Consider the following 25,729-nt stretch of genomic DNA (forward strand, 5'->3'; position numbering starts at 1 on the left):
TTTTATTATTTTCCCGCGTTAATCTGTTACTGCGTTTTTCCTTAGTATAAAAAACTATAAGTTACCGTTTTTTCTTATTTGTCCCTTTAGCTATTACTCGGTATGAATATAGCCATATTAAAGATAAAGGAGGGGCGTCGCGTGAACTTTCAGCAACTACGTATTATTCGGGAATCCGCCCGGTGCAATTATAACCTGACTGACGTGGCCAGTATGTTATTTACCTCCCAGTCCGGCGTCAGCCGCCATATTCGTGAACTGGAAGAAGAGCTAGGCGTGGAAATTTTTATCCGCCGCGGTAAACGTTTAATCGGCATGACGGAACCGGGTAAAGCCCTGCTGGTAGTGGCGGAACGTATATTAAGCGACGCCAATAATATTCGGCGCATCGCCGATGTTTTTGCCAATAATGATTCAGGCGAACTTTCCATTGTTACCACCCATACCCAGGCGCGCTACAGCCTGCCGGCGGTGATCAAGGAGTTTCGCGCGCTGTATCCGCGCGTGCGCCTGGTGCTGAACCAGGGCAGCCCGGAGGAGATTGTTTCCATGCTGCAATCCGGCGAAGCGGACGTGGGCATTGCCAGTGAAAAGCTGATGGGCGAAGATCAACTGGCGGCGTTTCCTTATTACAGCTGGCACCATACGGTACTGGTACCGGAAGGCCACCCGCTGACGCAGGCGGGTGACATAACGCTGGAAACCCTCAGCGAATATCCGCTGGTTACCTACCGGCGCGGCATCACCGGCCGCTCCAGGCTGGACGTGGCTTTTCAGGCCGCGGGGCTGAAGCCGGAGGTGGTGCTCAGCGCCCAGGATTCCGATGTTATCAAAACTTATGTCGAGCTGGGACTCGGCGTCGGCCTGCTGGCGGACATGTCCTACAATCGCGAGCGCGATACCGGCCTGGTCAGCCTCAACGCCGAGCATCTGTTCGAAGCCAGCACCGTATGGTTGGGGGTAAAACGCGGCCAACTGCAGCGCAAATATGCCTGGCGCTTTATCCAGCTTTGCAACCCCCAGCTGTCCCTGACCGAAATCGAGGAACAGGTGCTTTCGCCTCACGCTCTCGAGACCGCGCTGGATTATCAAATCTAACCCCGGGCGCACCGCCCGGCCCGTCAACGTCGCGCAAAGGTGTTGAGGGAAGTGCGTGCCTATGGGGCGAATGGGGCATGGTTTTCCCGCCCGCCCGAGTCACCGTCGCGCAAGTTCAGTGTTTCGGCCGGTAATGATCTGGTGATCTTGTCACCTGGCTGCTGTGTGTAGCACGCAATGACATAGAGAGATAAACCTTTTTTCTGAATGTAAATCTGCAGCGGCCAGCCTTGGCCGGGGGGCGCTTGCGAGTTGCGCTTGCGTGTTTATGCTACTGCGGCGAAGGGGCGTGTGGCGAGGTTTATGTTGCCGCGGCGAAGGCTTCGTTTGTGGCGTGTGGCGAGGTTTATGTTGCCGCGGCGAAGGCTTCGTTTGTGGCGTGTGGCGAGGTTTATGCTGCTGCGGCGAAGGCTTCGTTTGTGGCGTGTGGCGAGGTTTATGTTGCCGCGGTGAGGGTTTCGCTTGCCGTGCGTTCGGCGGTTATATGGAATGCTGGGCGCCGGCAAGCGACAAAGAGGCCGTACCGCGACGGCCTCCTTGACCTCCGCGCGTCCGGCAGATCGTGCGCCGCTGCGCGGTGCCCGACATCACCCATCCCGGCTTTTGGACCGCCCGATATGCGCTCCCGGCGCAATCCGGGCTTTCGCCGCTCCCGGCGGCTCATCCAGCCGTGATGCGCGCCGCCGGCGCACTCTATGCCGGCACCAGGTCAACACCATCGCCTGTGAGTAAAATAGCGTTTTTGGGTTTCTTGCGGCATGTACTTACCGGGAAAAATATCAGCATCCATTTTGGGCTAACGTCTGCAGTCTGATGGCTAAAAGCCAAAAGCCAAAAGCCAAAAGCCAAAAGCCAAAAGCCAAAAGCTAAAAGCTAAAAGCTAAAAGCTAAAAGCTAAAAGCTAAAAGCTAAAAGCTAAAAGCTAAAAGCGTCATGCTTACTGTTAAAACTTAACGCTAAATGATGTATGCCTTACTGCGTGACTGCATACCTGTATGCCTGTATGACTTGCTTTTCGCTGTGCCAGCCGCACTCCATACCCGTTGTATCCCCTAACGGTCACTCATATGCCGATGCCAGACCCTGTCCCAAGCAACAGCGCCGCTGTTGCTTCATAATATGCAGTGCGAAAGCGACATGTGGACCGGCATAAAGCGCGCTGACGGCGCCTATGCCCCCGGCATGAGCCGCCGGGAGCGGCGAAAGGCCCGGTTGCGCCGGGAGCGCATAACGGGCCGGTGCATAACGGGGGCACAGGCGGCGGAAGGCATCGCGCAGCGACGCGCGACCTGCCGGGCGCGCGGAGGTCAAGGAGGCCGTCGCGGTACGGCCTCTTTGTCGCTTGCCGGCGCCCGGCATTCCATATAACCGCCGAACGCACGGCAAGCGAAACCCCCGCCGAGGTAACATAAACCTCACCGCCGAGGTAACATAAACCTCACCGCCGCGGCAACATAAACCTCACCGCCGCGGCAACATAAACCTCACCGCCGCGGCAACATAAACCTCACCGCCGCGACCTAACCCATCCACGGCCGCATAAGCGCGCCAGAACTGCGATCGCCGCATCTACCCACGACAAGTTATAGGGAATGCACGTCTATCTATAAGGTTAAATCAGTCGCGGCTTTCCCACCCGGCCGGGGCCTCATGGCATGCCCTCCCTCGCCGGGTTCAAAGCAGACGTGTTAAAGAGGGAACATGCCGCCAGCCCGGCGTTAATCCACCGAAGCCGCTTGCGCGCTGGTTTGCGTCACTAGCAGCGCGGACAGCGCCTCATCGGCCAAACGCGCGAAATAGGCCGCCGCCGGATAAATCACCTGCTCGTCGGGATTAAACCGCGGATGGTGCAGACCGAATTCGCTGGCCGAACCGATGCTGACAAAGGTCCCCGGCACCTGCTGCAGATACAGGGAAAAATCCTCACCGCCCATTTGCAGCTCCGCTTCCTGGACCTGATAACCGGCGTCGGCAGCCACCCGCTGGCTGAAATCCGCCCAGAAAGGCGTATTCACCACCGCCGGCGGCCCCGGATACCACGACAACGACGCCTCCGCGCCCATGGCGCTGGCCACCCCGTCAATCACCCGGGTCAGAATATCCGGCACTTTCTCACGCACCTTCACATTATGCGTACGCACTGTGCCTTCCAGCTCCACCGTTTGCGGCAGCACGTTCCAGGTATTGCCGCCCTGAATACGCGTCACGCTCACCACCAGCGATTCCAGCGAGCTGAAATTCCGGCTCGGCAGGGTTTGCAGCGCGTTCACAATCTGGCTGGCGGTCACGATGGTATCAATACCCTGCTCGGGTTTGGCCGCATGGGCGCCCTTGCCGGTCACCGTAATCTGGAAACGGTCGATATGGGCATAAAACGCGCCGCGCCGGGTGGCAAAGGTGCCCACCGGCAGCTCGGGCGCGTTATGCATGCCGAATACCGCCGACACGTTCTCCAGCGCGCCGGCGTCAATCAAATGGCAGGCGCCGTTGAAATTTTCTTCCGCGGGCTGGAACAATATCCGCACCGTGCCCGGCAGGGTGGCTTCGCGCGCTTTTAATAACAACGCCGCCCCCAGCATCACCGAAGTATGGACGTCATGGCCGCAGGCGTGCATAACGCCTTCGTGGCGCGAACTGAACGGCACGCCGGAAACTTCATCGATAGGCAGCGCGTCGATGTCCGCGCGCAGGGCGATCAGGGGAAAGGGTTGTTTGCCGATTTCGGCCACCACGCCGGTCTTCAGCGCTAACGGTAAAATCCGGATGCCGGCCTCCGTCAGCCAACGGGTGATCCTTTCCGTTGTGGCGAATTCCTGGTTGGACAATTCGGGATAGGCGTGCAGTTCGCGTCGACAGCTAATCAATTTTTCAGCAATATTGCCAGACATAGGGTATGACCCTTTTGTGAGATAATGAATATCGGATAAAAAATTATCTTAGCGGTTAATGTTAAATTGCAGTAAATACTGTTCGGTTATATTACATAGCCATCGGGTCTGATGGCAGGAAGGGGGCCGCCGCCGCCCCCTTTATTCTGCATGCTGAGCCGGGCGTTACTCGTCTTTAGGGAAATCCGCGCCGCGGGTGACGTCTGCCCAGCCATCAAAATCCCGCTGCAGGAGTTTGATTTTTTTATGGGCGTTTTCGAGCGCGGGGTTGCCCAGCAGTAAACGCAACGGCGGCTGCTTGGCTTCCACCGCCTTGACAATGGCCTTGACGGCGCGCACCGGATCGCCCGGCTGCTTGCCGCTGTTATCGCGACTGACGCGGGCGCGCGCATGCGCGGTTTCGGCATAGTCGGCGATGGTCTGCGGCGCCTCATTGGCCGAACGGCCGGCCCAGTCGGTGCGAAACGGCCCCGGCTCGACGATCAACACCTTAATGCCCAAGGGTTCCACTTCCTGCGCCAGCGACTCGGACAAGGCTTCCACCGCGAATTTCGTGGCGTGGTAAAAACTCAGCGAGGGGAAGGTGGTAATGCCGCCGATGGAGGAGATATTGACCACGGTGCCGCTGCGCTGCTTGCGCATGGCCGGCAGCACGGCCCGGGTCATGGCGGTCAGGCCCCAGACGTTGATATCGAACATGCGGCGCACATCGTCCATATCACTCTCTTCGAACGAACCGAAATAACCGATGCCGGCGTTGTTCACCAGCACATCGATACGGCCGAACTTTTCCAGCGCGGCGCTCACGGCGGCGTCCACCTGTTCCGGGCGCGTGACGTCCAGGGTTAAGACCAGCGCATGATCCTCATGGCCGGCGATCAGATCGTTGACCTGGTCCGGATTACGGGCGGTAACGACCGTCGGATACCCCAAAGACAGGGTATGGCCGGCCAGTTCCCGGCCGAAACCCGTGGAGCAGCCGGTAATAAACCATACTGGTTTTTCGTGTTGCGTCATCATTATTCTCCAGATTGTTCAGGATAAGAGCCTCGTTACATACAGGCGGCAAAGCAGCTGGTTAGCATAGTGTAATACCCCGGCCCGGGTTGCAACCGACGGATGATGCTGACCGGGGGGAAACGGCGCCCCGCCATGCCGCGTCGGCGCCATAAATAACCATTCAGTCCATATCATTATCGGATAATGACGGGTTTGTAATGGTGCTGTTAATCAATAAAGCAACATCCGCTAAATCATGGCGGAATAATGTAATGCAGCTATCATTTATCGGCCGTTTCATTATTGAGCCTTGTTTTCCCGCCGGCGGTCCGCCAATAAAATTTATCCATATCCCGGTAAAATATTTTTTTAAAACTAAAAAAAAGTGCTGAAAAAAAACCTAATCTCAGGTTTCTGTGAGGTTAATCACGCCAAATGCTAAAAGGCGATAATATACTCCGCGTCAAATAGAAACGGTATTTCAATTTAAATGAATTTTTGTTTCTTTTTGTGATCATCAAAGTTGCGCTCTCAATATTCACTTCATTTCTCTGGGATGGTAAAAGATGAGGATAATAAAAAACTTACGTTGGTATATGATCGGAATGGTGATGCTGGCCACCGTGCTTAACTATCTGGCGCGCAATTCGCTGGCAGTGGCGGCGCCGACCATCATGCAAGAGATGCATTTTACCGTGCAGCAATATTCCTATATCGACGCCATATTCAAAGGTTGCTACACCCTGACGCAACCCGTGGCGGGCTACATCCTGGACCTGCTGGGCACCAAGTTGGGCTATCTGCTGTTCGCCATTGCCTGGGCGGTGCTGAATATGGCCCACGCCTTCGCCGGCAGCTGGGTGGCGCTGGGTATCCTGCGCGGCGCGCTGGGCATGGCGGAAGCCGCGGTGATCCCGGCGGGCCTCAAAGCCTCGTCCGAATGGTTTCCGGCCAGGGAACGTCCTGTCGCCGTGGGCTGGTTCAACGCCGGCGCCGCCGTCGGCGGCGTACTGGCGCCGCCGCTGGTGGCCTGGGCGATTATGGTGCACAGCTGGAACTTCGCGTTTTTGTTAACCGGCGGGGTGAGTTTAATCTGGGCGGTGGGTTGGTACAAATTATATAATACCCCGGATAAACATAAAAATATCTCCTCTGAAGAACGGGAATATATTTATGCTGGACAGGAATCCCGCCATCACAGCAGCAATACACAAAAAGTACCGGTAAGCCAATTACTCAAGGATAGCCAATTCTGGGGTATCGCTATTCCGCGCTTTTTAGCCGAGCCGGCCTGGGGCACGATTAATGCCTGGGTACCGTTATTTTTATGGAAAGTCTATGGCTTTGATTTAAAGCATATCGCCATGTTTGCCTGGATGCCGCTGCTGTTTGCCGATGTGGGCTGTATCCTCGGTGGCTATATGCCGGGCTTTTTCCAGAAACATTTCGGCGTTACGCTTATCGTGTCGCGCAAGCTGGTGGTGACCGTCGGCGCGCTGTGCATGATTGGCCCCGGGCTTATCGGTTTATATCACAGCCCGTATTTCGCCATCGCCATGCTGTGCTTCGGCGGTTTTGCCCATCAGACGCTTTCCGGCGCGCTGATTACGCTGTCCTCGGATCTCTTCGGCCGCAATGAAGTCGCCACCGCCAACGGCCTGACCGGCATGATAGGCTGGGGCGGTTCGACCTTGTTTACCCTGGTGGTCGGCGCGCTGGTGGGCATTATCGGCTTCTCGCCGCTGTTCCTGATGCTGTCGATATTCGAAATTACGGCGATGATTATCGTCTGGACCGTGGTAAAAGGGCGTCCCGATAAAACGGCGCTGCAGCCAACGCCTGTGGTCTAGCGGTATAACGACAATCACTATGCCGGGACGGACCTACGTCCCTGTAGCGAAAGATGACGTCCCGCGCCGCAGTCCGGCCGGGACGTTGCTATTTTTTATCACTTCGTCTCCAGGGCAGGCAGCCTGACAGGGCATTATCCCGCGGCGGTTTTTTTGCGTAGGGCGGCGGCGGTTCGTCATGCGGGGAGAGGGGAGCAACCGCCCCGCGTACGGGGCCGCGGCCATACTCAGTGAATGACGCCGGGCCGGACATGGACGCATTTCTGGTATTGACCGGCGCTTTATAGCGCGGATAGGTTTTCGTCGGATTGCCGGCCGGCACGATCCGGGCGGCGGACGCTTTGCCCGCGCTCACGCCGGTGCCGGTCTGCGTGGCCCCGGCGATGCCGTTCTTCACGGGCGCGGGGGAAGAGAGGGCCAGCGGCGTGTTGCTCACCGTTTCAGGAAGGGGAAACGTGGTGGAGTTGATGGACGTGCGTCCATAAGGACCATAAGGAATGGAGGGGGGGGCGAAGTTGTAGCGTGCGTTGATTGACGAGCGGTCGATATTCCCCTGATAAAACGCCGGCGAATGATCGTAACGGGTATAGCGTGTGTTTAAATAAGCATTATTCATTACCGATGGTACTCCTGTCATGGGGGAACACTGTGGAAATCCCGCGGAAAAAGGGAAAGATGAAAATGATGATAATGGAACACATGACTTAAATAACGGCCTAATGACGCCGTTTGCGCAAGGACGGCGGCGGTGAATGTCTTATTGACCGGCAAAACGCCGGGGAAAAACCCATGCGCGGATAAAGTGTCGCTTCAGGTTCCGGCCGGTTTGGGCTATCTTGTTCCCGGGCGATTCCACCACTTTTTTACCGTCGGCGCCGCGCGCCGTTAACAGGCCGTTATGGACAATCAAACCGATAAGCAAGCGCCTTCGCAAACCCTCCCTTCCCAGGGCGGCGGCCGCTGGTGGCAGCAGGGTAAACCGCCGGACTACCGTTTTTCGCTGGCCAACGAGCGCACCTTCCTGGCATGGATTCGCACGGCGCTGGCTTTTCTGGCGGGCGCGGTGGGCATCGATCAATTCGCGCTGGGCCTGGGAACGCATGAGGTGCGCGCGGCCCTGGCGGTGCTGCTGTCCGTCATGGCGGCAAGCCTTGGCATCATGGCGTACCGCCGCTGGGCGGCCAGCGAGCTGGCCATGCGCACCGGCGCTTCCCTGCCGCAGACCCCTCTGCTGCTGATGATGGCGCTGTTTGTGGCGGCCGTGGCCCTGGCGTTGACCGTGCTAATCCTGATGCCATGAGCGGACCTCTCTTGCCCGGCGCCGGCGGCGCCCCGCCGCCGGACCCCGGCCTGCAGCCTGAGCGCACCTGCCTGGCCTGGTCGCGCACCGCTTTCGTCGCCGCCGTTAACGCCTTGCTGCTGCTGCGCGCGGCGGCGACGGGCGGCAACCGGCTATTGCTGGCCGGCGGAACGCTATTGTTAATCCTGGCGGGCATGATGTGGCTGTGGGGATATGGCCGTCTGACGCGTTCGGCCTGGCAAGGCCGCTGGATGATGGCGCTGACCATGCTGACCGTGCTGTCAGTCAGTGTCATGACCGTGCTGTCGGCGCTGGGCTGAGGAAAAAACCATAATAACCAGCAATGCTATGGAACTGTGATGTTTATCACTGCAGGGTCTTAAGAATAATCTTAATATACACATCATCCTTTACAGAGCTAACGCCTTGGCCCCGGGTCATGAGCGCCGGAGATAAGCGCCGGAAAGGATAACGTCATTTTTTGACGGCCCCGGTGACGGGGCTTTTTTCCTCAGAAAAGCGCATCGGCCACTTACCTCCTCGCAAGAGGGAGTACAGCAAAGGTTGTCGGTGCGCTTCTCTGTCTCTATCGTCCAGTCATCCTCTCCGATCATGCATACATAAACGAAACAAAACCAATAATAATCACGGCGAGCGCTGCGAGAAAAGTAATGTCGTTGGTTTGCATAAGTCACCTCCCTTTCACCTGTCATCATTGTGGCCTTAACAGGAGGAAACGAGTGTGACTGAACAACCATTTTGCTTATGTAATAAGCAAAATGGGGTTAATGGCCGGCCCGCGGGCAAGCTTGCGCGTAGCCGCCGTCATTCCGCCGGGCGGCAAAAAAAAAATCGCATCCGGGAATAATCCGTATCCGCGCGCGTCTTATCCGTACCTATGCACCGCTTTGACGGAGATAAGATGCCTTTCACCCCACGCTGCCGGTGGTCCGCCGCCGGCATACTTGCGGCCCTGCTAATGACCGCCGCCCATGCCCATGGTGATAGTCATGCCGCGGCGGCGGACGCCGATACGGCTGGGGCGGCCACTGAAGCGCCTTTCCTGCGCGAGAATGATGCCGCGATGACGCAAATGATGACCGCCATGACGCTGACGCCCAGCGGCGATGTCGATCGCGATTTTGTCGCCATGATGACGCCCCATCACCAGGGCGCTATCGCCATGGCGCAGGCGGAGCTGCGTTATGGCCGTAACGAGCGGCTGCGCCGCATGGCGCAGGAAATTATCATAACCCAGCAGGAGGAAATCACCGCCATGCGCCAGGCGCTGGGGGACCCGTTGCCGGCAAGCGCGCCGGCGCCCGATCTCATCCCGGCAGGCAGCGCGCGCGCCGGACATTAACGTCATATTTCCCACTGAAAGGACAACCATCATGAAATCATCCTTTATGGCCCTATCGCTGACCCTGCTTACCGCACCGCTGTCCGGCTGGGCCGGGCAGGCGCCGCGCGCCGCCGCAAGCGCCGATATCCCCGTCAGCCATCACGACCGGGTCTACGCCGCCGAACAGTTTTCCAATACCCTTTCGGTCACCGACCCGGCGGACAATACCCTGCTGGGGGTCATTCGCCTGGGCGATCCGCAGCCGGGCAACCTCAGCCCGCTGTATCGCGGCCAGGTGCTGGTGCACGGGCTGGGCTTCTCTCCGGACGGTAAAACCCTGGCGGTGGTCGCCATCGGCACCAATTCCGTGACCTTTATCGCTACCGCCACCAACCAGGTGAAACACACCACCTATCTGGGGCGGGCGCCCCATGAGGCGTTTTTTACCCCCGACGGCCGGGAGGTGTGGGTTACGGTGCGCGGCGAAGATTATATTGCCGTACTGGATGCCGCCAGTTATGAGGAAAAGCTGCGTATCAAGGTGCCGGCCGGGCCGGGCATGCAGATTTTTTCGCCGGACGGCAAATACGGCTATATCTGTTCATCCTTTAATCCTGAAACAGTGGTGGTTTCCGTAGCCGATCACGCCATTGTCGGGCGGGTGAAACAGGCCAGCCCGTTCTGCCCGAATATTGCGGCCACGCCCGACGGCAAACAGGTATGGTTTACCCTTAAGGACTCGGGGAAAACCCAGGTGTTTGCCGCGCAGCCGCCTTTTCAGCTGCTGAAAACGCTGGATACCGGACCTATTACCAATCATGTCAATATCGCGCATAATGCCAAAGGCACCTTCGCGTATATTAGCGTTGGCGGACTTAACCAGGTAAAAGTGTTCCGCACCGATGATTTCACCCAGGCGGCCACCATCGCCGTAGGCAATTTACCCCATGGCGTCTGGCCGTCCGCCGACGGCAGCCGGGTTTATGTCGGCCTGGAAAATGACGATGCGCTGGCGGTTATCGATACGTTAAGCAATAAAGTTACCGCCACCATTCCCATCGGCCAGGCGCCGCAGGCATTGGCTTATGTGCCCAACGCGGTGCCGGAGGGGGACGGCAAGGCCGGTTTACAAACCCTGGGCGTGGCCGGGAAGGCCACGCACCTGGCGCTGCGGCGCGTCGGCGCGGCGGGGGGGCCGGCCCCGACCACGGTATCGCTGTTTGACCAGGGCCTGACGCAGGTGTTGCAGGCGGCGGTGACCGGTTTGGAGCCTAAACAGGCTTATCTGCTGGCATTGGCCACGCGCCCCGACGGCAGCGGCGGGGTACAGCCGTTAAGCGCGTTTATGACCAATCCCGCGGGCGCGGCGATTGTTAACGCCATCGGACCGATTCGCCAGGTCGTCCGCCAGGACCGCAAGGCTGAACGCCGCTATCTGGTGGTGGTGAAAGGGACCGCCGAAAACTATGGCGCGCCGGTGCAAATCCAGGCGTTGTAACGCGCCATGTCATAAAAGGAAGCTGATGACCATGTCCGGGCTTACCGATCGCCAGATAAGGGAAGTGCTGCCGCAGCTGCGGCGCTTTGCCCTGTGGCTGACGCGCAATCCCGCCGGGGCTGACGATTTGGTCCAGTCCGGCCTGGAAAAAGCGTTAACCGCCTACGCGGCCCTGCAACATGAGGACAACCTGCGGGTATGGTTGTTCTCCATTCTGTACCGGCAGTTTATCGACGGGGAGCGCCGCAAAAAACGCTATTTACGTCTGTTATCGCTGTTTAAGGGAGAGGAGGAATATGCCGCCTCGCCGGAGGACCTGGCGCTGACGGATGGCGTGCTGGCGGGGTTCGCCTCGCTTCCCACCGATCAGCGGGCCATCCTGCTGCTCGTCGCCGTCGAGGGTTTGCGTTATAAGGAAGTGGCCGAGGCCCTGGACATTCCCCTGGGTACCGTGATGTCGCGGCTGTCGCGCGCGCGCAGGCAATTGCACGATTTGGCGGAAGGCACCGCCGCGCCCGTTAATCCGTCGTTAAGGAGATTAAAATGATGACCCGGACGCCCACTGAAAACGATTTACACGCCTATGTGGACAACCAGCTCGATGAGCCGCAGCGCCTGTGGGTCCAGCACTACCTCTCCCGGCATCCCGAGGCGGCGAAAAGGGTCGCCGGCTGGCAAACTGAAACCCAGCGGCTGCGGGTCGCCTTGACCCATGACGAATCCCTGACGCAGGCGCCGGACCTCCAGACCCGTCTTGTGCAGGCGCGGGCAATCCGCCGCCGCATCCAGTCCCGGCGACAGACGCGCTGGGCGCTGGCCTTTACGCTGCTTTTTTCCCTGGGCGTGGGCGGTATTGCCGGCTGGCAGTTCCGGGACCTGGAGATGCAGCGCCATGCCTTGCCGATGGAGGACGCGGTACATGCCTACCAGCTGTTCAGCCAGGATAAACTGCCGGTGCTGGACGTGGTGGCCGATAACCGCGGTGACATGGACAATTGGGTCAGCCGCTATTTTATCAATGGCGCCATGCCGCCCAACCTGGAGGAATATGGCTTCACCCTGGTCGGGGGGCGCCTGATGGCGACGGATACCGGTCCGTCGGCGTTAATCGTTTATCAGGATAGCCAGGGGGTGCGGGTGACCTATTATATCCGGCCATCGGGGAGCAACGGCCTGAAGAGCGGCAAACGCGAGGCCGGCAACCTGCTGGCGCAGTACTGGAGCGACAATAAATACAGCTACGCCGTGGTCAGTCCGGTAGACAGCCGCCGCGCACAGCCGGTGCAAAATGCCATCGCCGCCTATACCGCCGCCCATAGGCTCTAAGGGCGGCCGTGCCTGACTAATGCCAGGATTCTGCCTGACCGTCGCTTATCGCCGCCGGCCATGAGCAGCAGTGGCGATCACCTCGCCGCTGAAACCAATAATGTCCGGTTCATTTTATTTCAGTGACGAAGCTATCGCGGCTGCGCCGGACTTTTTTCAGGTTCACCAGCCAGTCACCTTCGGCCGCCCGGTAACCGAGGGGCAGCATAACCACGCTACGCAGGTTTTTCGCCGGCAAACCGAGAATGTCATCGACCGCCGCCGGATCGAATCCTTCCATCGGCGTGGCGTCAACCTCTTCGAACGCCGCGGCAATCAAGGCCGCGCCCAGGCCGATATAAGCTTGCCGCGCGGCCGCCTGATAGTTAGCCTCCGTGCCCCGACCGGCGACGATACCCAGCAACATCTGGCGATAATTTTCCCAACCTTCGTTTTTAAAACCCCGCACGTCGTTGGTAAGGTCGAACATCATATTAACGCGATCGGGCGTGATGTCGTCCCAGGCGGCGAAAACCAGCAGGTGCGAACAGTCGGTAATCTGCGCCTGATCCCAAGCCACGGTGCGAATCTTTGCGCGGATATCCGCGTTGCTGACCACGAACAGCTCAAAGGGTTGCAGCCCGCTTGAGGTAGGCGCCAGCCGCACAGCTTCAATGATACGTTCAAGCTTTTCGGCGGGCATGCTTTTCGTCGCATCGTACTTCTTGGTGGCATAGCGCCATGCCAATCTTTCATTAACGGTGGTCATCTTGGTTTCCTTCAGGTGTGAATGTGCATGCCGGGATTGCGCCCGGGCTTGCGGCGTAGTGTCGGCCCCGGCAATCCCGGGGTTAGCGGCAAAAGGCGAGCTGGCTAAATAATAGCAGCATCACCGCCCCGGCAAAACCATGCCGCGTGCCGAACATTCAGATGTTACCGCAATGGCATTGCGCAAGAGGCGCAGGCTGTTATCGGGTTCATCCCTACCGGCAGTCCACGTCGGATAATAACGTCCGCATGGCCATCCGCATTTTTATTTTTGTTTATATTTGATTTACACAAAGTGTGGCATAACCTGCGATTCCGAAATGTATAACACCGGATCCTCCCGGCAACCGGTATAAGTCCTACGTGTAATAGTGTGCGGTAATGATGATAAATGATGCTGTGGTGTATTGCTTTCAGGGAGCAGTAACCTGATGTGGTTATTTAAATGGGCGGCAATTCCCCTACTGGCTTTGGGTATAATGCCTGAGGCGCTGGCAGTAAATGTCTGTCATGATCCTACGCTGGATAAGAATAAGGGTTTATGGCGGAATTTTACCGCCAATATCGCTAAAACATGGAACGCCTCACCCGACCAGGATATTTATGTGCCGGTAATAACCTGGCATAATCGCTATTTTTATGATGACGAGCATATCCGGCGTTATAATGAGCGTCCCTGGGGTTTGGGATATGGCATTTCACGACTGGACGAACGGGATAATTGGCACGCACTCTATGCCATGGCTTTTAAGGACTCCTTTAACCGCTGGGAACCTTTCGCCGGCTATGCCTGGGAATCGCAATGGCGGCCCCTTGCCGATAACGATTTCAGGCTGGGAGCGGGCTTCACGCTTGGGGTCACGGCCCGGCATAATTGGCGTTATTATCCCATCCCGGCCCTATTGCCGCTGGCGTCGGTCAGCTATCACACTATTACCTTCCAGGGCACCTATATTCCTGGTACGCGCAATAACGGCAATGTCGTTTTTGCCTGGCTGCGCTGGCGTTTTTAACCGACGGCGTCTTTGACCACCCCGCCGGGTGAGGGAGGAGGAGCCGGGGCGATAGACGCGTTCACACCCGTTGGGCGCGTACCAGCGTCAGCGAACTCATGGTCTTTGCCAGCCGGTTATGGTGTTCATCGGTAAAATATTGTTCCTCCATTTCACGCGACGTCAATTGTTCGATGATGTCAAAATGAAACGGCGCCAGGAATTGGGCGGCTTTATCAGCCTCTATACCGAACGTCCGGGCTTCACCGAGTTTCCTGACTGCCGTCACGCATTCTTGCAAACCATATTGGCTATTTTCTCCGGCAATCGCTGCGGTATCCACATAATCAAAAAATACCTGGCTCCCCGGACCGCCGTGCCGGCTAATGGCGGTAAAAATAGCCTCGACCTGTTCCGCTTCCAGATAATAGGTCAGCCCTTCCAGCACAAAAAAACATTTTTCGCCGCGTGGAATTGCACGCTGTGTCAATATTTCGTTTATGCGTTGCCGGGAAAAATCAATGGCGATAAAATGAACGTTGGCCGGAAAATCAATATCTATTTTTTTGAAAATAGCGCGTTTCTGTTGCTGCATATCAGGATGATCGACTTCATACACCTGACAGTGCCTGAGTTGTTGCTGGAAGCGGCAGCACCTGGAATCAAAACCGGCGCCAAGAATAAAGACCTGTTTACAGTCCGCGGGCAGGGTCATGAAAATGTTATCCAGGAAGTTTGTCCGGCCTAAAATATATTCATAAGCGCCGGGCGGTACCGAGGCATTAAACATCTCGTCGTTAAGTAAAAAAGATTTATGCATCAGCGATAAAAATGAGTTCAATGCATAACAGATCATTACCGCAATAAAATCGTCGCCTTTAAAGTGTTGACGTGTTTCGCCGAAAGATTTGGCCCGAAACAGACAGGTCATTTCAGCGGTGGAAGAGAAAAAAAGCTTTTTTTTCGACATAGGCCGGATCCGCCGGTAGATAAAAAGGCATTGGCGCCCTCAGAAATCAGAAAGCATAGTAGCGCTGTAAAAAAGGACAATGTTCCAGATAACATAACGTGAGCGGCATCATAAAAGACGCGCAGGCCGCGCCCCGCGGCGCGTAGGCGCGGATTCGACCGTGGGGCCGGCCGCGCCGGGGCAGGGTATAAACAGGACGAAAGATGCGTTCCGACTTGCGGCTTGGTTTGTCTGTGCTAAACCTTTAGTAGGCCTAACAAAAGGAGTTCGTTATGAAAAAAAGCTTATATGTTTTATCCGCATGTATGTTCAGCATCCTGCTGGCGGGTTGCGCCGATAATAATTATGCCATGCATACCAACGACGGACGCACCATTGTCAGTGAAGGCAAACCGAAGGTAGATGACCAGACCGGTATGATAAGCTACAAAGATGCTAATGGAACCAAGCAGCAGATCAATCGCAGTGACGTTAAGGAAATGATGGAAATCCAACACTGACGCATAACATCGCGCTAAGACGAAACCCCACCCTGCTGGGGTTTTTTTATGGCCGCAATAGTAGAATGTTATCCTGCTGGCGCTAACGCCGTTTTAATCCGCCAGGAAATCAGCCTGGCAAATCCAGCCATAAGGGCCGGTAATGAGTTAATTCCAGAAATACCATTAAATAAAGCAACCATCAATTTTCACGATCATTTACCCGATCGCTTTGGTATTAAAGATCACTCGCCCAGACTTATTTAAGCGAACGATCCGATGGTGAAAGCGGTATTTCATGCCCGGCCGGCGAAAGAGGTCATCGGCAAGCGCGCGGTCCTTTTGACAGCCAGGTCATTCTCACCGCTAAACGCCGTGCAGGGCCTTTTGATATTGACCGGGCGTTACCCCCATAAAGCGCCGAAACCAGCGGGTAAAATGGGCCTGGTCGGCAAAACCGGATAAAATACCCGCCTGGCTGAGAGGGCATCTGTGGCGGATAAGGTGCATGGCATAGCGCACCCGGGCCTGGCGCTGGTAGGCGTGGGGCGTCATGCCGTATTCGCGCTCAAACGCGCGCAGCAGGCGAAACGGCGGTATGCCGGTTTGGACGGCGATATCCATCAGACTGACGCGATCCCCCAAATGTTCATCCAAAAACGCCCGCGCCCGCCGCACCGCGCCAAGCTCCGGTCCGCCGTCCGGCGATTTGGCGGCGTCTTTAACGTAACGCTTCATCAGCGTGTCGGAAAACGCCAGATAAGCCTGATCGCGAAATAACAGCGATCCCTGGGTCTCCGAGCTGCGGTGTAGCGCATACAAAATAGCGTTAATCTCGGGATCCCTGATAATGGGGCCGGAAATCGTCAAGGCATGCCTGGCGCCGCGCTCGTCAACCAGCTGATGCAGATAAGCGATATCCACATACAGGGTACGCAGGCTCCACCCCTGCGCGGTGACGGGCCAGCCCGCATGCGGTTCGTCCGCGTCAATGGCGTACAGATCGCCGCGCCGGGCGATAAATTCATTGCCCCGCGTGCGGATGCGGATATTACCTTCAGTGAGCAGGGCGAAACAGGCCGTATCATGGGTATGCACATCATAGGAAAAATCAACAAATGTGCCGCGCAGCAGCTCGGCCTTCAGGTCGGGCGACCGCCAGACATTGACGTCGGAAGGGTTGAACGGCATGGGGACATCCTCTGGGGCAAGGGGCGCAAACACTCCTCTGTTAGGGTACATCACTTTGAAGAACCCAGGCAACGCCGGCACGCAGGGTCCGCGCCGCCCCGGCGTTTATGCCTGCGGCTATTTTAGCAGCCCGAGTTTGGCCACGATTTTGCTTATGGGCTTACGCTCGCCGACCAGGGCAAGGCCAACATACTGTAGTTCTTCGGTGGCCACGCGGGCTACCGCCTCGCGAAAAGCGGCGTAGTCGGTGGTCTGCTGGCCCTGGACGGGAAAATCAATGATGTCGCAGCCCGACCCGGCGCCTTTGGCTCTCAGGGCGGACAGCGTGGCGCGATCGGCCGCCAGAACGGTAATGCCGATGGGGATAAGGCCGGGATGTTTGCACCCGCTGGCGTCGACCAGGGGCAAGCCGACCAGCGCCGGATGGCGCTGGCCAACGGTAAGGGCGATGACGGCGGCGGCGTTTGCCGCTCTGCCCGCGGGCAGTTCGCTATCGACCACGATAACGCAGCGTTCGGGTATTTTGGTTGCTTCGGACATGCCTGGAACTCCATGAAATAACAATATCGCTCTATGATGCGGCGGCCCGTCGTCGCCGTCTTGAACGCTATTGCAGGATAGCGGCGCTTGGGTGGGCGGATCCTGTGGCCACGCGCTGCAAGGCATGGGGCAATAAGCCGTGGGGTCCGGCGCCGTTAATCGGCAACTGTGCGGGTAAAATTGGCTGTCGCGCCGGCGTGCGGCGCGACAGGCCGGTCCCTTAGCGGCGGATGGCAAAATGCGCCGCTAAGGGATCGGCCACCTGACGCGGCAGATCGGCCTCCCAGGCCAGGTAGGCGGCGCTGGCGGCGGCATTGCCGTCATGGCGATCGTGCAGCCAGAACAGATAATCAATCTGTTGGCCCTCAGGGGGATTCTGCGGGCTGCTTTGCACCGTTAAGCCCGCGGCCTGCCAATCCTGCGGCTTTCCGGACACGCGTTTGGCATCAAATCCGGCATCGATTAAATCACGCACCACCCCTTCGGCCAGCGGCCCTTGCCCGGCAAACACCAGGATCTCGGCGGCCGGCGGCAAGTCGGCCGCGATCCGCGAACGGTTGACCCAGCGCGTACCGGCGGGATGCGCCCGGCGGTATTCCCAACTGCGATCGGCGCTCAGGCCCAGGGCGCCGGCGTCCAGCCTTTGCCTGGCCGCCGCCGCGTCGATAACCGGGACGGGCGGCAACGCCAAGGGCAAGGGCGCCGTGGGGTGAGATGCGGTGTTCGCCCCATCGAACCCGGGCAGCACTACCGCGTCCCAGCCGAGCTGCAGCAGCCAATGGGCGGTGGTAGTGGCGCGCACCCCGTCATTATCATTAAGCACGATGCGCGCATTGCGCGTGGCCGCCCATTTATCCAGCGACTGCACCAGCTGTCCGCCCGGCGCCCAGCGGGCGCCGGGCCGGTGGCCGCGCTGATATTCGTCATGATTACGGACATCGAACAGATAGGTGGTGCGCTCCGGGTCCGACTGCCATTGCCCGAGCGTGGCCGCGTCGATAACGTTTACGCCGTAACGTTGTGCCAGCGCGTCCGCCCGTGCGCGGGATGATTGCTGCGCCCGTTTGCTCAGCGGCGGGAAGTAACGGGCATCATCCCTTACCGTCGCCAGATCGGCCAGCCGCCATCCCTGGGTGCCGCCGGACAACGCCACCACTTTATTAGGCACGCCGGCATTAATCAGGGTCTGCGCGCCGATGATGCCGCGCGTGCGGCCCGCGCAGGAGATGACCACCAGCGTCTCGGGCGAAGGCACCAGGTCCTCGAAGCGATAGAGCAGTTCGGCGCTGGGTACGGCGATGGCGCTGGGCACATGGAAGCGGTCGTATTCCTCTACCGTGCGGCTGTCCAGCAGGACGTAATCCTCCTGGCGTTCGATCAGGCGCGCCAGTTCGTCCGGGGCGATATCCGGCGTATGCAGCAGGTGTTCGACAAACTCGGCAAAGGCTTTATAGGGCACGTTGACGCCCTTGAATAGCGGGTAACCGCCGCGCTCCCAGGCCTGTACTCCACCGGCCAGAAAATAAAGCCGGTCATATCCCAGGGCGGATAAGCGCGTTATGGCCCGCGCCGTCACATCCTCGTCGTCGCCCAGCAGCACCAAACGCGTGCCGGCGCGGGGCACCAGCGGGGGCAGGGCGGTTTCGAGCAGGCTGTAGGGAACGTTAACCGCCAGCAGCGGATGACCCTCGCCATAGGGGCCTTCTTCGCGGATATCGATAAACGCCAGCTCTTCGCCGTCGTCGAGCCAGTCCAGCAGGGCGGCCAGCGTAACGGGCCGCCCGGCGTCATGTTGTCGTGTCATAAAATGCCTGTATGAAGAAATAATGCGTTAATAACGCAGGCCCGCCTGTTTTAGCAGCGGCAGGATCCGTTGGCCGAAATAAGCCAGCTCGGGTTGATAGTCGACAAAACACAGTTGCAGTCCGTCGCAGCCGATAGCCTTGAGCCGGAGGATTTGTTCGGTGATCTGCTCCGGCGTGCCCACCAGTTGGATATTGCCGCCGACAATACGCTCATCCCGCTGGTGGCCGCGCCAGGACCGGCTATCGCCGGTAGCGTGGGTATGGAAAAATCCGTCCACCGCGCCATGGTCGGCCTGGGCGATGATCGCCTGATATACTGCCTGCGCTTCGGCTTCGGTATCGCGCGCGATAATCATCGGATTGACCAGGATCCGCACGTCGCGGTTGATTGCCTGTGCCGCCGTCCTGACCTGGCGGGTAATATCCGGCAGCGCATCGATGGCCGCCTCGAACGACGCGCCGGCGGGGCTGGTCACGAAAATCAGGTCAGCCTGACGTACCGCATGGGCGATGCCGGCGGCCGAACTGGTGGCGCTGACTATCACGGGCCGGCCATAACGGGGTTTGGGCGTGACAAACGCCTGGTTCAACCGCCACCGGTCGCTGTGGTAATCCAGGTTTTCCGTGCCGGCCCAAAGCTGCTGCAGCAGCGAAACATATTCGTCGGCAAGGGTATAGCGCTGGTCGTGGCCAGGCTGCTCCTGGCCGAACATGGCCCATTCGTCTTTACGGAAACCGGTGACGACGTTCAGGCCCCAGCGGCCCCCCGACATATGATCAAGCGTCGCGCCGAACTTGGCCAAATGCAGGGGATGCCAGGGGCCATAAAAAATATGCACCGTGGAAATCAGCAGGATGCGTTCGGTAATGGCCGCCAGGCCCGCCGCGGTCATCAGGGTGTCGAGCGCCGTTTCGCGATAGCGGGTTTCTCCGCCGAACCCGCCCTTTGGCAACCAGTGCGCCGGTCCGAACACCAGTTCAAATCCCAGCGCCTCGGCCTGGCGCGTTAGCGCGGCATTGTAATCGAAGGTCCAGTCGGTGCCCCGGGGATAGGACGACATGGTCCAGCCGCCGTTATGGATGGGTAAAAACAGCCCGAGCATCAGCGGCTGTTTCATGGCTATGCCCAGGGGGCTGTCCGGCGGGAGCGGCGGCAAAACGGGATAATGCATAGGTAACCTCAAATTTTAGTGCCGATCGGGGGCAAACGGTCGTTTAGCACGAAATCGCCGATGATCTTGGTTTTGTAGGCGATGGGATCATGGGTGGTATGCGTGCGCGCATTGCGCCAGTGCCGGTCCAGGTTCAGCGGCTGTATCGTCGCGCCGGCGCCGCCGACGCGGTAGAGCATTTCGCTCACGCGCAGGGCTGCCTGTTCGGCCGCGACCTTGGCTTCGGCGACGGCGACCGAGGCCTCGCCCAGGGCGCGTTCGGCGTCCGCGCCGCGCCAGAATAACGCCATGGCCTGCTCAAGCACGCCGGCGGCGCGCCCAACCATGGCTTCGGCGCCATGAGCCAGCACCGACATTTCTCCCACCGCCTGCTGGACATACGGGTCATCGCCGGCCCGGTCAACCCCGGCGTCGCTGACGGGCCGGGCGCGGTTGCGGCCGTAATCGGCGGCATCCTCCAGCGCGGCCAGCGCGATGCCGGTATCGATTACCGCGTGCAGCAGTTGGGCAAAGGCGCCTTCATAAGTGCGGCGGGTTTTCCATTCCGGCAGCGGCAGGATTTCGTCGTCGGCCAGCACGACATGCGTAAAAGTCACGCTGCCGCTGGCGGTGGTCCGCTGCCCCATGCCGTTCCAGTCATCCTGGATATGGACGCCGGCCCTGTCCGCCGGCAGCAGCGCCAGCGCCCGGCCGCCCTGGTCATCATTGGCCAGGACATAAAAATAGTGGGCGAACAGGCTGCCGGTGGCATAGTGCTTGGTGCCGTCCAAACGCCAGCCGGCGCCTTCCCGGACCAGGCGCGTGGCGATTTGTCCGACCGCGCCGGTATGGCGTTCGGCGGAGGCATTGGTGATCAGGGCGCCGTCGCTGATGGCGCCGAGGTAGCGCCGCTGCTGCGCCGGGGTGCCGTAAATGCGCAGCTTTTCGATGCCGCAGGCGTGGGGCTGGATGGCCTGGGCGATATTCGGATCGCCTTTGGCCAGGGGCAGCATCAGGCGCACCCATTGGGTCAGGCTGACCTCGCCGCCGCCGTATGCGCGCGCGACCCGTGCCGCCAGCAGGCCCGAGGAGGCCAGCGCGGCGATTTCCGCCTTGGGCAACAGCCGCTCCTGGTCGCGGCGGGCGGCGCCGGCGCTAAACTGGGCGCTGAATTGCCCGGCCGCCGCCAGTAGCCGGGAAAAAGTTAGCGGGGCATCATCCCCTGAGGCCAGGTCAGTCACGATAGTCGGGCTCGCGCCGGTCAAGCAGACGCCGCAGCGCGTCGAAATGCAGCTGATAGCCGGGTTTGTACTGCGCGCCCGGCGCATCGTGCAGTGGGGTGTTATGAATCTGGTCCTGTACCTTATCCACCTGCTCCGCGCTCAATCCCCGCAGTCGCTGGCCGGTCCACAGGGCAAACAGCTGCACCCGCGCCGCGCGCTCCAGGGTATACAGCCGATCGTAGGCTTCGGCGGTGGAGCGCCCGGTCACCAGTACGCCGTGATTGCCCATAAACAGAATGGTCTTTTCGCCCAGGATCGCCGCCAGCCGTTCGCCTTCCCGCGGATCGCGGGCCAGGCCGTCGTAACCCTCGTCGTAGGCGATTTGGTCGAGCAGCAGCGCCTCGGTCTGGCCGAGCGCCAGCAGATGCTGGCTTTCCAGCCGGGTCAGCGCGCCGGCATAGGGCATATGGGTATGGAACACCGCCTGGTGTTTGGCATGGGCGGCATGGATCGGCGCATGTATACAGTAAGCGGAACGCTGGATGATGCCTTCCCCGTCCAGCTGCGTGCCGTCAAAACCGATGGTCATCAGCTCGCTGGCCCGCACTTCCGACCAATGCAGGCCGAAAGGCGGCAGCAGGAAGCGATCGTCGCTGCCCGGCACCGCCAGGGTGAAATGATTATAAATGCCTTCACTGAAATCGTGCCAGACCGCGAGACGGTGCGCGGCGGCGAGATCCAACCGCGCCTCGTGCCGGGCCGTCGCGCCGGGATCGTTGGCGGAGAACAAACTCATATTATTTTCCTTCAGGTTGCAAAGAGACATCTTTCAGCGACGATAAGGCGCCGTCCGGCGCGGTGCTCACGCCGTGAAGCCGGGTGCTGTAGACGGTGAAATTCTGCTGTTCCACCAGGGGAATAACCGGCAGGTCGGTCTGGGCCAGACGCTGGAATTCATGGAATTCGCCCGCGCGCTTGCCGGGGTCTATTTCCACCTGCAGCCGCTCGATAATCCGGTCCATGTTGGGATTGGTGTAATTCGAGGCATTGGACCAGGGCGTGCCTTGGGCGATATTTTTGCTCCAGTAGTGGCGCAGGCCGCCGATCTGCGGGTCCATCATGGGCACCCAGCGGCCGGTCTCGATATCAAAATCGTAATCGCTGTAGATGCGCTTGATAAATGTCGCCAGGTCCTGGTTACGCACCGTCAGCTCAATGCCTATCTTGCTCAGGCTCTGGCGGATAAATTCCGCCTGATTCTTGAAACCGTCGTTGACCGGGAAATAGTCGATGGCGAGGCGGAAACGTACGCCGCCGGCCTTGCGCGGGTAGCCCGCTTCGTCCAGCAGCTTCTCGGCGGCGGCGGGATCGAAGGCATACTGCGGCACGCCGTCGATGGTATAAAAACGCTTCAGCGACGAGGGAACGGGACCGGTGGCGGGTTTACCCAGGCCGTACCAGACCACGTCCACCAGCGCCTGTTTATCGATTGCCCGGTCGATGGCCTGGCGCACCTTCAGGTTGGCCAAAATGGGGTTGCGCAGGTTGAATTCCAAAAACGTATAGGCCGCCGACGAATCGTAGCCCTGCTTGGTCACCACCAACTGCGGGTTCTGGCTAAGGCGCTTTACATCGGAAAGGGGCACCGAATCATAGGGAGCATACAGCACGTCGCCGGTTTCCAACGCGGCGGCGCGCGATCCCGCGTCGGGGATAATGCTAAAGATAACCTTATCGACCTTGGGCTTGCCGCTGTCCCAATAGTCGGGGTTGCGTTCCAGCGCAATATATTGTCCCCGCTGCCATTGCACAAACCTGAAGGGGCCGGTGCCCACCGGTTTGGCATTATAAGGGCTGGTGCGCACGTCGGTGCCGGCAAACAGATGCGCCGGTAAAATCTGCGCCTCGTTGGCGTTCAGCGAACTTAAGATCACCAGAGAGGGATGTTCGAGGCGAAACACCGCGGTATGGTCATCCGGCGTTTCCACATCCTTGAGCGCGGCAAACGTGGTGCGTCCGCGCGGATGGACTTTTTTCCATAATTCCAGCGCCGAGTATTTTACATCCGCCGCGGTAAAGGGCTGCCCGTCGTGCCATTTAACGCCCTGGCGCAGGTGAAAAGTGATGCTCAATCCGTCCGGCGCCACTTCCCAGGAGGTCGCCAGGCTGGGCTGCGGCTGCATCTCCTGGTTATAGGACACCAGGCCTTCATAGATATTATTGGAAACCACGCCGTTAGGAAAATTAGTATTAAAGGCGGTGTTCAGCGCAACGGGCTCGGGTTGCACCAGGGCGACCAGATTACCGCCGGCGGCCAGGGCGGGCCAGACGGTCAGGGTAAAACTGATGCCGATAGCGGCAAAAATGATTTTTGGCAAAGGCAGCTGAAAAATAGGCATAAATGATGACCTTACATCCTCGGTAATTATCTGGTCCGGCGTGTGGTAATAAAAAAACTTTCTTTCATTAACAATTTGGAAACACCCTAAAATATAAATTAAGGCTGCTTTTAGCCAATGCTTTTTTTGAATTAACTTAGAACCAGCTCAGTAATAAATTCGATAGCACAAAGTTGTCTATAAACAGCAATTATTGATATTTAATTAAGTTATCTTCGCCGGGATAGACTTTCTCCGCTGTTGAAAAACATCGCCTGCACAGATCCGGAACCATTATTTATAATAAAAGGTTTAAACAGATGTTAAGATCATGCCTGTCCGCCTTATCCGTGGGAGCGCTCCTGCTGGCATCCAGTTTTCTGGGCGCGGCCGGGGCGGTGGAACCGGCGCCCGTCAGGGGAGGAACCCTGATTGCCGCTATTTATCCCGAGCCGGTCACGCTGACGGCGACCTATAACAACCAATATGCCAATCGCGTGATTTCAGCCAATATATTTGACGGCCTGGTGTATTACGACGATAGGTTTCAGCCCCAGCCCCGCCTGGCGACTTCCTGGGAAGTGGCGCCGGACGGATTGAGCATCACTTTTCACCTGCGCCAGGGCGTTAAATGGCACGACGGGCAGCCCTTTACCGCGGCGGATGTAAAATACTCGGCGCTGGAAGTCTGGAAAAAAGTGCATTCGCGCGGGCGATCGACCTTCTCGGCATTAAAAGATGTGGAGACCCCGGACAACTATACGGCCATATTCCGCCTCAGCTCACCCTCGCAGGTAATATTAAGCGCGCTGGACGGCGCGGAATCGCAAGTGGTGCCGAAACATATTTTCGACGGCAGCGATATTCGCAAGAACCCTGAAAATGCGCGGCCCATCGGCACCGGTCCTTTTCGCTTTAAAGAATGGAAACGGGGGCAATATGTGGTATTGGAGAAAAATCCCGATTATTGGGATAAGGGCAAACCTTATCTGGATCGGGTCATTTACCGGTTTATCCCGGACGCGGCCGCCCGCAGCGGCGCGCTGGAATCGGGGGAAGTATCCTATATTCCCTATGCCGGCGTACCCTTTTCCGATATAGCGCGCCTGAAAAAAAATCCCGAGCTCAAATTTGAATCCCGCGGCTATGCCTATGCCGCGCAGACCTATTTTATAGGCTTTAACCTGCGATCGGCTGTTTTATCCAATGTGAAAGTGCGGCAGGCTATCGCCCATATCATCGATCGCCAGCGGTTAATCGATACCGTCTGGTATGGGCAAAGCAAGCCGGAATACAGCGTGGTGCCCGCATCCCTGACCCGGTTCTATACGGACGATATTCCCCGTTATGATTACGACGTGGCGAAAGCGGGTAAATTACTGGACGAGGCGGGTTATCCGGTGAAAGCCGGCGGCAAGCGTTTCACCCTGCGTCTGTATACCGATCCCAGCTCCGGCCAGTTCCTGCTGGCGGGAGAGTTTTTGCGCCAGGAATTCAGCAAGATCGGTATCGATATCGCGTTCTCACCGCTGGATAACGCCACGTTCCTGAAAAAAGTCTATTCGGACTATGACTTCGATATTATTTTCCAGGGCTTCGGCGTGATGCTCGACCCGCAAATGGGGTTGACGCGGGTGTTTGACTCCAAAGCACAATCCCCGGGGGTGCCCTACGCCAATGCGTTCGCGTACTCCAGCCCGGAAACGGACCGGCTGATAGCCGCCTATCAAAATGAGGTCGATCCACAACGGCGCATCGCCATTATTGGTCAGTTTCAACGGCAAACCCTGACTGATTTACCGTTGCTTCCGGTAATGGAAGCGCCTTTTTTCACGGTATACAACCGTAAATTGCACGGACTGGATTTTTCCCCGGCGGGCGCGCACTCCGGTTTTCGCGACGCCTGGATCGCCGAACAGCCCTGATGGCGACGGCGTTGATGCCACCAC

Annotated in this window: 24 protein-coding genes; 12 read left to right on the plus strand and 12 right to left on the minus strand. The window is 58.5% G+C overall.

All coding sequences use genetic code 11. The annotated features are described in order from the left end of the window. The first annotated feature begins 141 nt into the window (after window positions 1-141). Entirely contained in the window at window positions 142-1,098 is a 957-nt protein-coding gene (cbl, locus tag ACL2XN_RS25885) for an HTH-type transcriptional regulator Cbl (protein ID WP_410014250.1), read from the plus strand. Window positions 1,099-2,816: 1,718 nt separating this feature from the next. On the opposite strand, the gene ACL2XN_RS25890 is transcribed toward cbl, so the two are convergent. Further along, window positions 2,817-3,986 carry an amidohydrolase gene (locus ACL2XN_RS25890; protein WP_410014251.1) on the minus strand — a complete coding sequence of 390 codons (1,170 nt, stop codon included), beginning with the start codon at window positions 3,984-3,986 and terminating at the stop codon, window positions 2,817-2,819. A gap of 165 nt (window positions 3,987-4,151) precedes the next feature. Continuing rightward, window positions 4,152-5,006, minus strand: coding sequence for an oxidoreductase (locus tag ACL2XN_RS25895; protein ID WP_413729750.1), 855 nt, complete (start codon window positions 5,004-5,006; stop codon window positions 4,152-4,154). 545 nt (window positions 5,007-5,551) lie between these two features. Here ACL2XN_RS25895 and ACL2XN_RS25900 point away from each other — a divergent pair. Then, a complete protein-coding gene (locus ACL2XN_RS25900) occupies window positions 5,552-6,835 on the plus strand; it encodes an MFS transporter (protein ID WP_410014253.1) in 1,284 nt (427 codons plus the stop codon). Window positions 6,836-6,923: 88 nt separating this feature from the next. Here the strand turns inward: ACL2XN_RS25900 and ACL2XN_RS25905 are convergent, their stop codons facing one another. Beyond that, a complete protein-coding gene (locus ACL2XN_RS25905; protein WP_410014254.1) occupies window positions 6,924-7,451 on the minus strand; it encodes a hypothetical protein in 528 nt (175 codons plus the stop codon). 282 nt (window positions 7,452-7,733) lie between these two features. Between ACL2XN_RS25905 and ACL2XN_RS25910 the strand changes: the two genes are divergently transcribed. From ACL2XN_RS25910 to ACL2XN_RS25935, 6 genes are all read left to right on the plus strand, one after another. After that, window positions 7,734-8,135: a YidH family protein gene (locus ACL2XN_RS25910; protein ID WP_410014255.1), complete on the plus strand. Its 402-nt coding sequence runs from the start codon at window positions 7,734-7,736 to the stop codon at window positions 8,133-8,135. After that, a complete protein-coding gene (locus ACL2XN_RS25915) occupies window positions 8,132-8,455 on the plus strand; it encodes a DUF202 domain-containing protein (RefSeq protein ID WP_413729751.1) in 324 nt (107 codons plus the stop codon). Before ACL2XN_RS25910 ends, ACL2XN_RS25915 begins: the two co-directional genes overlap by 4 nt. A 602-nt stretch (window positions 8,456-9,057) precedes the next feature. Beyond that, entirely contained in the window at window positions 9,058-9,498 is a 441-nt protein-coding gene (locus tag ACL2XN_RS25920) for a DUF305 domain-containing protein (protein WP_413723309.1), read from the plus strand. Between the two features lie 31 nt (window positions 9,499-9,529). Beyond that, on the plus strand, window positions 9,530-10,978 hold the full coding sequence (locus tag ACL2XN_RS25925; RefSeq protein ID WP_413723308.1) for a YncE family protein: 1,449 nt from the start codon (window positions 9,530-9,532) through the stop codon (window positions 10,976-10,978). Between the two features lie 25 nt (window positions 10,979-11,003). Beyond that, window positions 11,004-11,525, plus strand: a complete 522-nt coding sequence (locus ACL2XN_RS25930; protein ID WP_410014259.1) for a sigma-70 family RNA polymerase sigma factor — start codon at window positions 11,004-11,006, stop codon at window positions 11,523-11,525. After that, the gene (locus tag ACL2XN_RS25935; protein ID WP_413729752.1) at window positions 11,522-12,304 is read left to right on the plus strand and encodes an anti-sigma factor family protein; all 783 of its coding nucleotides are present in this window, start codon (window positions 11,522-11,524) and stop codon (window positions 12,302-12,304) included. The genes ACL2XN_RS25930 and ACL2XN_RS25935 overlap by 4 nt, the downstream gene beginning before the upstream one ends. 109 nt (window positions 12,305-12,413) lie before the next feature. Here the strand turns inward: ACL2XN_RS25935 and ACL2XN_RS25940 are convergent, their stop codons facing one another. After that, window positions 12,414-13,052: a nitroreductase family protein gene (locus ACL2XN_RS25940; protein WP_413729754.1), complete on the minus strand. Its 639-nt coding sequence runs from the start codon at window positions 13,050-13,052 to the stop codon at window positions 12,414-12,416. 478 nt (window positions 13,053-13,530) lie between these two features. Between ACL2XN_RS25940 and pagP the strand changes: the two genes are divergently transcribed. Then, window positions 13,531-14,064: a lipid IV(A) palmitoyltransferase PagP gene (pagP, locus tag ACL2XN_RS25945; RefSeq protein WP_413728757.1), complete on the plus strand. Its 534-nt coding sequence runs from the start codon at window positions 13,531-13,533 to the stop codon at window positions 14,062-14,064. A gap of 61 nt (window positions 14,065-14,125) precedes the next feature. Here pagP and ACL2XN_RS25950 read toward each other — a convergent pair whose 3' ends face one another. Further along, window positions 14,126-15,013 carry a class I SAM-dependent methyltransferase gene (locus ACL2XN_RS25950; protein ID WP_413729755.1) on the minus strand — a complete coding sequence of 296 codons (888 nt, stop codon included), beginning with the start codon at window positions 15,011-15,013 and terminating at the stop codon, window positions 14,126-14,128. A gap of 272 nt (window positions 15,014-15,285) precedes the next feature. Here ACL2XN_RS25950 and ACL2XN_RS25955 point away from each other — a divergent pair, with 272 nt between their 5' ends. Both ACL2XN_RS25955 and ACL2XN_RS25960 read left to right on the plus strand, forming a co-directional pair. Next, window positions 15,286-15,513: a YgdI/YgdR family lipoprotein gene (locus ACL2XN_RS25955; protein WP_413723304.1), complete on the plus strand. Its 228-nt coding sequence runs from the start codon at window positions 15,286-15,288 to the stop codon at window positions 15,511-15,513. Window positions 15,514-15,561: 48 nt separating this feature from the next. After that, window positions 15,562-15,759: a hypothetical protein gene (locus ACL2XN_RS25960; RefSeq protein ID WP_413723303.1), complete on the plus strand. Its 198-nt coding sequence runs from the start codon at window positions 15,562-15,564 to the stop codon at window positions 15,757-15,759. A gap of 99 nt (window positions 15,760-15,858) precedes the next feature. Here ACL2XN_RS25960 and ACL2XN_RS25965 read toward each other — a convergent pair whose 3' ends face one another. The 7 genes from ACL2XN_RS25965 to ACL2XN_RS25995 all read right to left on the minus strand — a co-directional run bounded on the left by ACL2XN_RS25965 (window position 15,859) and on the right by ACL2XN_RS25995 (window position 23,801). Next, window positions 15,859-16,683: a helix-turn-helix domain-containing protein gene (locus tag ACL2XN_RS25965; RefSeq protein WP_410014265.1), complete on the minus strand. Its 825-nt coding sequence runs from the start codon at window positions 16,681-16,683 to the stop codon at window positions 15,859-15,861. Window positions 16,684-16,800: 117 nt separating this feature from the next. After that, window positions 16,801-17,223 carry a DUF2000 domain-containing protein gene (locus ACL2XN_RS25970; protein ID WP_413729757.1) on the minus strand — a complete coding sequence of 141 codons (423 nt, stop codon included), beginning with the start codon at window positions 17,221-17,223 and terminating at the stop codon, window positions 16,801-16,803. A 220-nt stretch (window positions 17,224-17,443) separates the two neighbouring features. After that, complete coding sequence (locus ACL2XN_RS25975) at window positions 17,444-19,027, minus strand: rhodanese-like domain-containing protein (RefSeq protein WP_413729758.1); 1,584 nt, start codon at window positions 19,025-19,027, stop codon at window positions 17,444-17,446. A 27-nt stretch (window positions 19,028-19,054) separates the two neighbouring features. Next, a complete protein-coding gene (locus ACL2XN_RS25980; protein WP_413729759.1) occupies window positions 19,055-20,200 on the minus strand; it encodes an LLM class flavin-dependent oxidoreductase in 1,146 nt (381 codons plus the stop codon). An 8-nt stretch (window positions 20,201-20,208) separates the two neighbouring features. After that, window positions 20,209-21,420, minus strand: a complete 1,212-nt coding sequence (locus tag ACL2XN_RS25985) for an acyl-CoA dehydrogenase family protein (RefSeq protein WP_413729760.1) — start codon at window positions 21,418-21,420, stop codon at window positions 20,209-20,211. Further along, a complete protein-coding gene (locus ACL2XN_RS25990) occupies window positions 21,413-22,198 on the minus strand; it encodes a class II aldolase/adducin family protein (RefSeq protein ID WP_410014270.1) in 786 nt (261 codons plus the stop codon). The genes ACL2XN_RS25985 and ACL2XN_RS25990 overlap by 8 nt, the downstream gene beginning before the upstream one ends. Window position 22,199: 1 nt before the next feature. Beyond that, on the minus strand, window positions 22,200-23,801 hold the full coding sequence (locus ACL2XN_RS25995) for an ABC transporter substrate-binding protein (RefSeq protein ID WP_413729761.1): 1,602 nt from the start codon (window positions 23,799-23,801) through the stop codon (window positions 22,200-22,202). A gap of 299 nt (window positions 23,802-24,100) precedes the next feature. Here ACL2XN_RS25995 and ACL2XN_RS26000 point away from each other — a divergent pair, with 299 nt between their 5' ends. After that, window positions 24,101-25,705: an ABC transporter substrate-binding protein gene (locus ACL2XN_RS26000; RefSeq protein WP_410014272.1), complete on the plus strand. Its 1,605-nt coding sequence runs from the start codon at window positions 24,101-24,103 to the stop codon at window positions 25,703-25,705. The last annotated feature ends 24 nt before the right edge of the window (window positions 25,706-25,729 follow it).

The organism is Sodalis sp. RH22 (assembly GCF_047324165.1).
Classification (GTDB): Bacteria; Pseudomonadota; Gammaproteobacteria; order Enterobacterales; family Enterobacteriaceae; genus Acerihabitans.

Coding starts and splice junctions, on each gene's coding strand:
- ACL2XN_RS25890 (WP_410014251.1), bottom strand. CDS start 3,986: ATGTCTGGCAATATTGCTGAAAAATTGATTAGCTGTCGACGCGAACTG.
- ACL2XN_RS25895 (WP_413729750.1), bottom strand. CDS start 5,006: ATGATGACGCAACACGAAAAACCAGTATGGTTTATTACCGGCTGCTCC.
- ACL2XN_RS25900 (WP_410014253.1), top strand. CDS start 5,552: ATGAGGATAATAAAAAACTTACGTTGGTATATGATCGGAATGGTGATG.
- ACL2XN_RS25905 (WP_410014254.1), bottom strand. CDS start 7,451: ATGAATAATGCTTATTTAAACACACGCTATACCCGTTACGATCATTCG.
- ACL2XN_RS25910 (WP_410014255.1), top strand. CDS start 7,734: ATGGACAATCAAACCGATAAGCAAGCGCCTTCGCAAACCCTCCCTTCC.
- ACL2XN_RS25915 (WP_413729751.1), top strand. CDS start 8,132: ATGAGCGGACCTCTCTTGCCCGGCGCCGGCGGCGCCCCGCCGCCGGAC.
- ACL2XN_RS25920 (WP_413723309.1), top strand. CDS start 9,058: ATGCCTTTCACCCCACGCTGCCGGTGGTCCGCCGCCGGCATACTTGCG.
- ACL2XN_RS25925 (WP_413723308.1), top strand. CDS start 9,530: ATGAAATCATCCTTTATGGCCCTATCGCTGACCCTGCTTACCGCACCG.
- ACL2XN_RS25930 (WP_410014259.1), top strand. CDS start 11,004: ATGACCATGTCCGGGCTTACCGATCGCCAGATAAGGGAAGTGCTGCCG.
- ACL2XN_RS25935 (WP_413729752.1), top strand. CDS start 11,522: ATGATGACCCGGACGCCCACTGAAAACGATTTACACGCCTATGTGGAC.
- ACL2XN_RS25940 (WP_413729754.1), bottom strand. CDS start 13,052: ATGACCACCGTTAATGAAAGATTGGCATGGCGCTATGCCACCAAGAAG.
- pagP (WP_413728757.1), top strand. CDS start 13,531: ATGCCTGAGGCGCTGGCAGTAAATGTCTGTCATGATCCTACGCTGGAT.
- ACL2XN_RS25950 (WP_413729755.1), bottom strand. CDS start 15,013: ATGTCGAAAAAAAAGCTTTTTTTCTCTTCCACCGCTGAAATGACCTGT.
- ACL2XN_RS25955 (WP_413723304.1), top strand. CDS start 15,286: ATGAAAAAAAGCTTATATGTTTTATCCGCATGTATGTTCAGCATCCTG.
- ACL2XN_RS25960 (WP_413723303.1), top strand. CDS start 15,562: ATGGCCGCAATAGTAGAATGTTATCCTGCTGGCGCTAACGCCGTTTTA.
- ACL2XN_RS25965 (WP_410014265.1), bottom strand. CDS start 16,683: ATGCCGTTCAACCCTTCCGACGTCAATGTCTGGCGGTCGCCCGACCTG.
- ACL2XN_RS25970 (WP_413729757.1), bottom strand. CDS start 17,223: ATGTCCGAAGCAACCAAAATACCCGAACGCTGCGTTATCGTGGTCGAT.
- ACL2XN_RS25975 (WP_413729758.1), bottom strand. CDS start 19,027: ATGACACGACAACATGACGCCGGGCGGCCCGTTACGCTGGCCGCCCTG.
- ACL2XN_RS25980 (WP_413729759.1), bottom strand. CDS start 20,200: ATGCATTATCCCGTTTTGCCGCCGCTCCCGCCGGACAGCCCCCTGGGC.
- ACL2XN_RS25990 (WP_410014270.1), bottom strand. CDS start 22,198: ATGAGTTTGTTCTCCGCCAACGATCCCGGCGCGACGGCCCGGCACGAG.
- ACL2XN_RS25995 (WP_413729761.1), bottom strand. CDS start 23,801: ATGCCTATTTTTCAGCTGCCTTTGCCAAAAATCATTTTTGCCGCTATC.
- ACL2XN_RS26000 (WP_410014272.1), top strand. CDS start 24,101: ATGTTAAGATCATGCCTGTCCGCCTTATCCGTGGGAGCGCTCCTGCTG.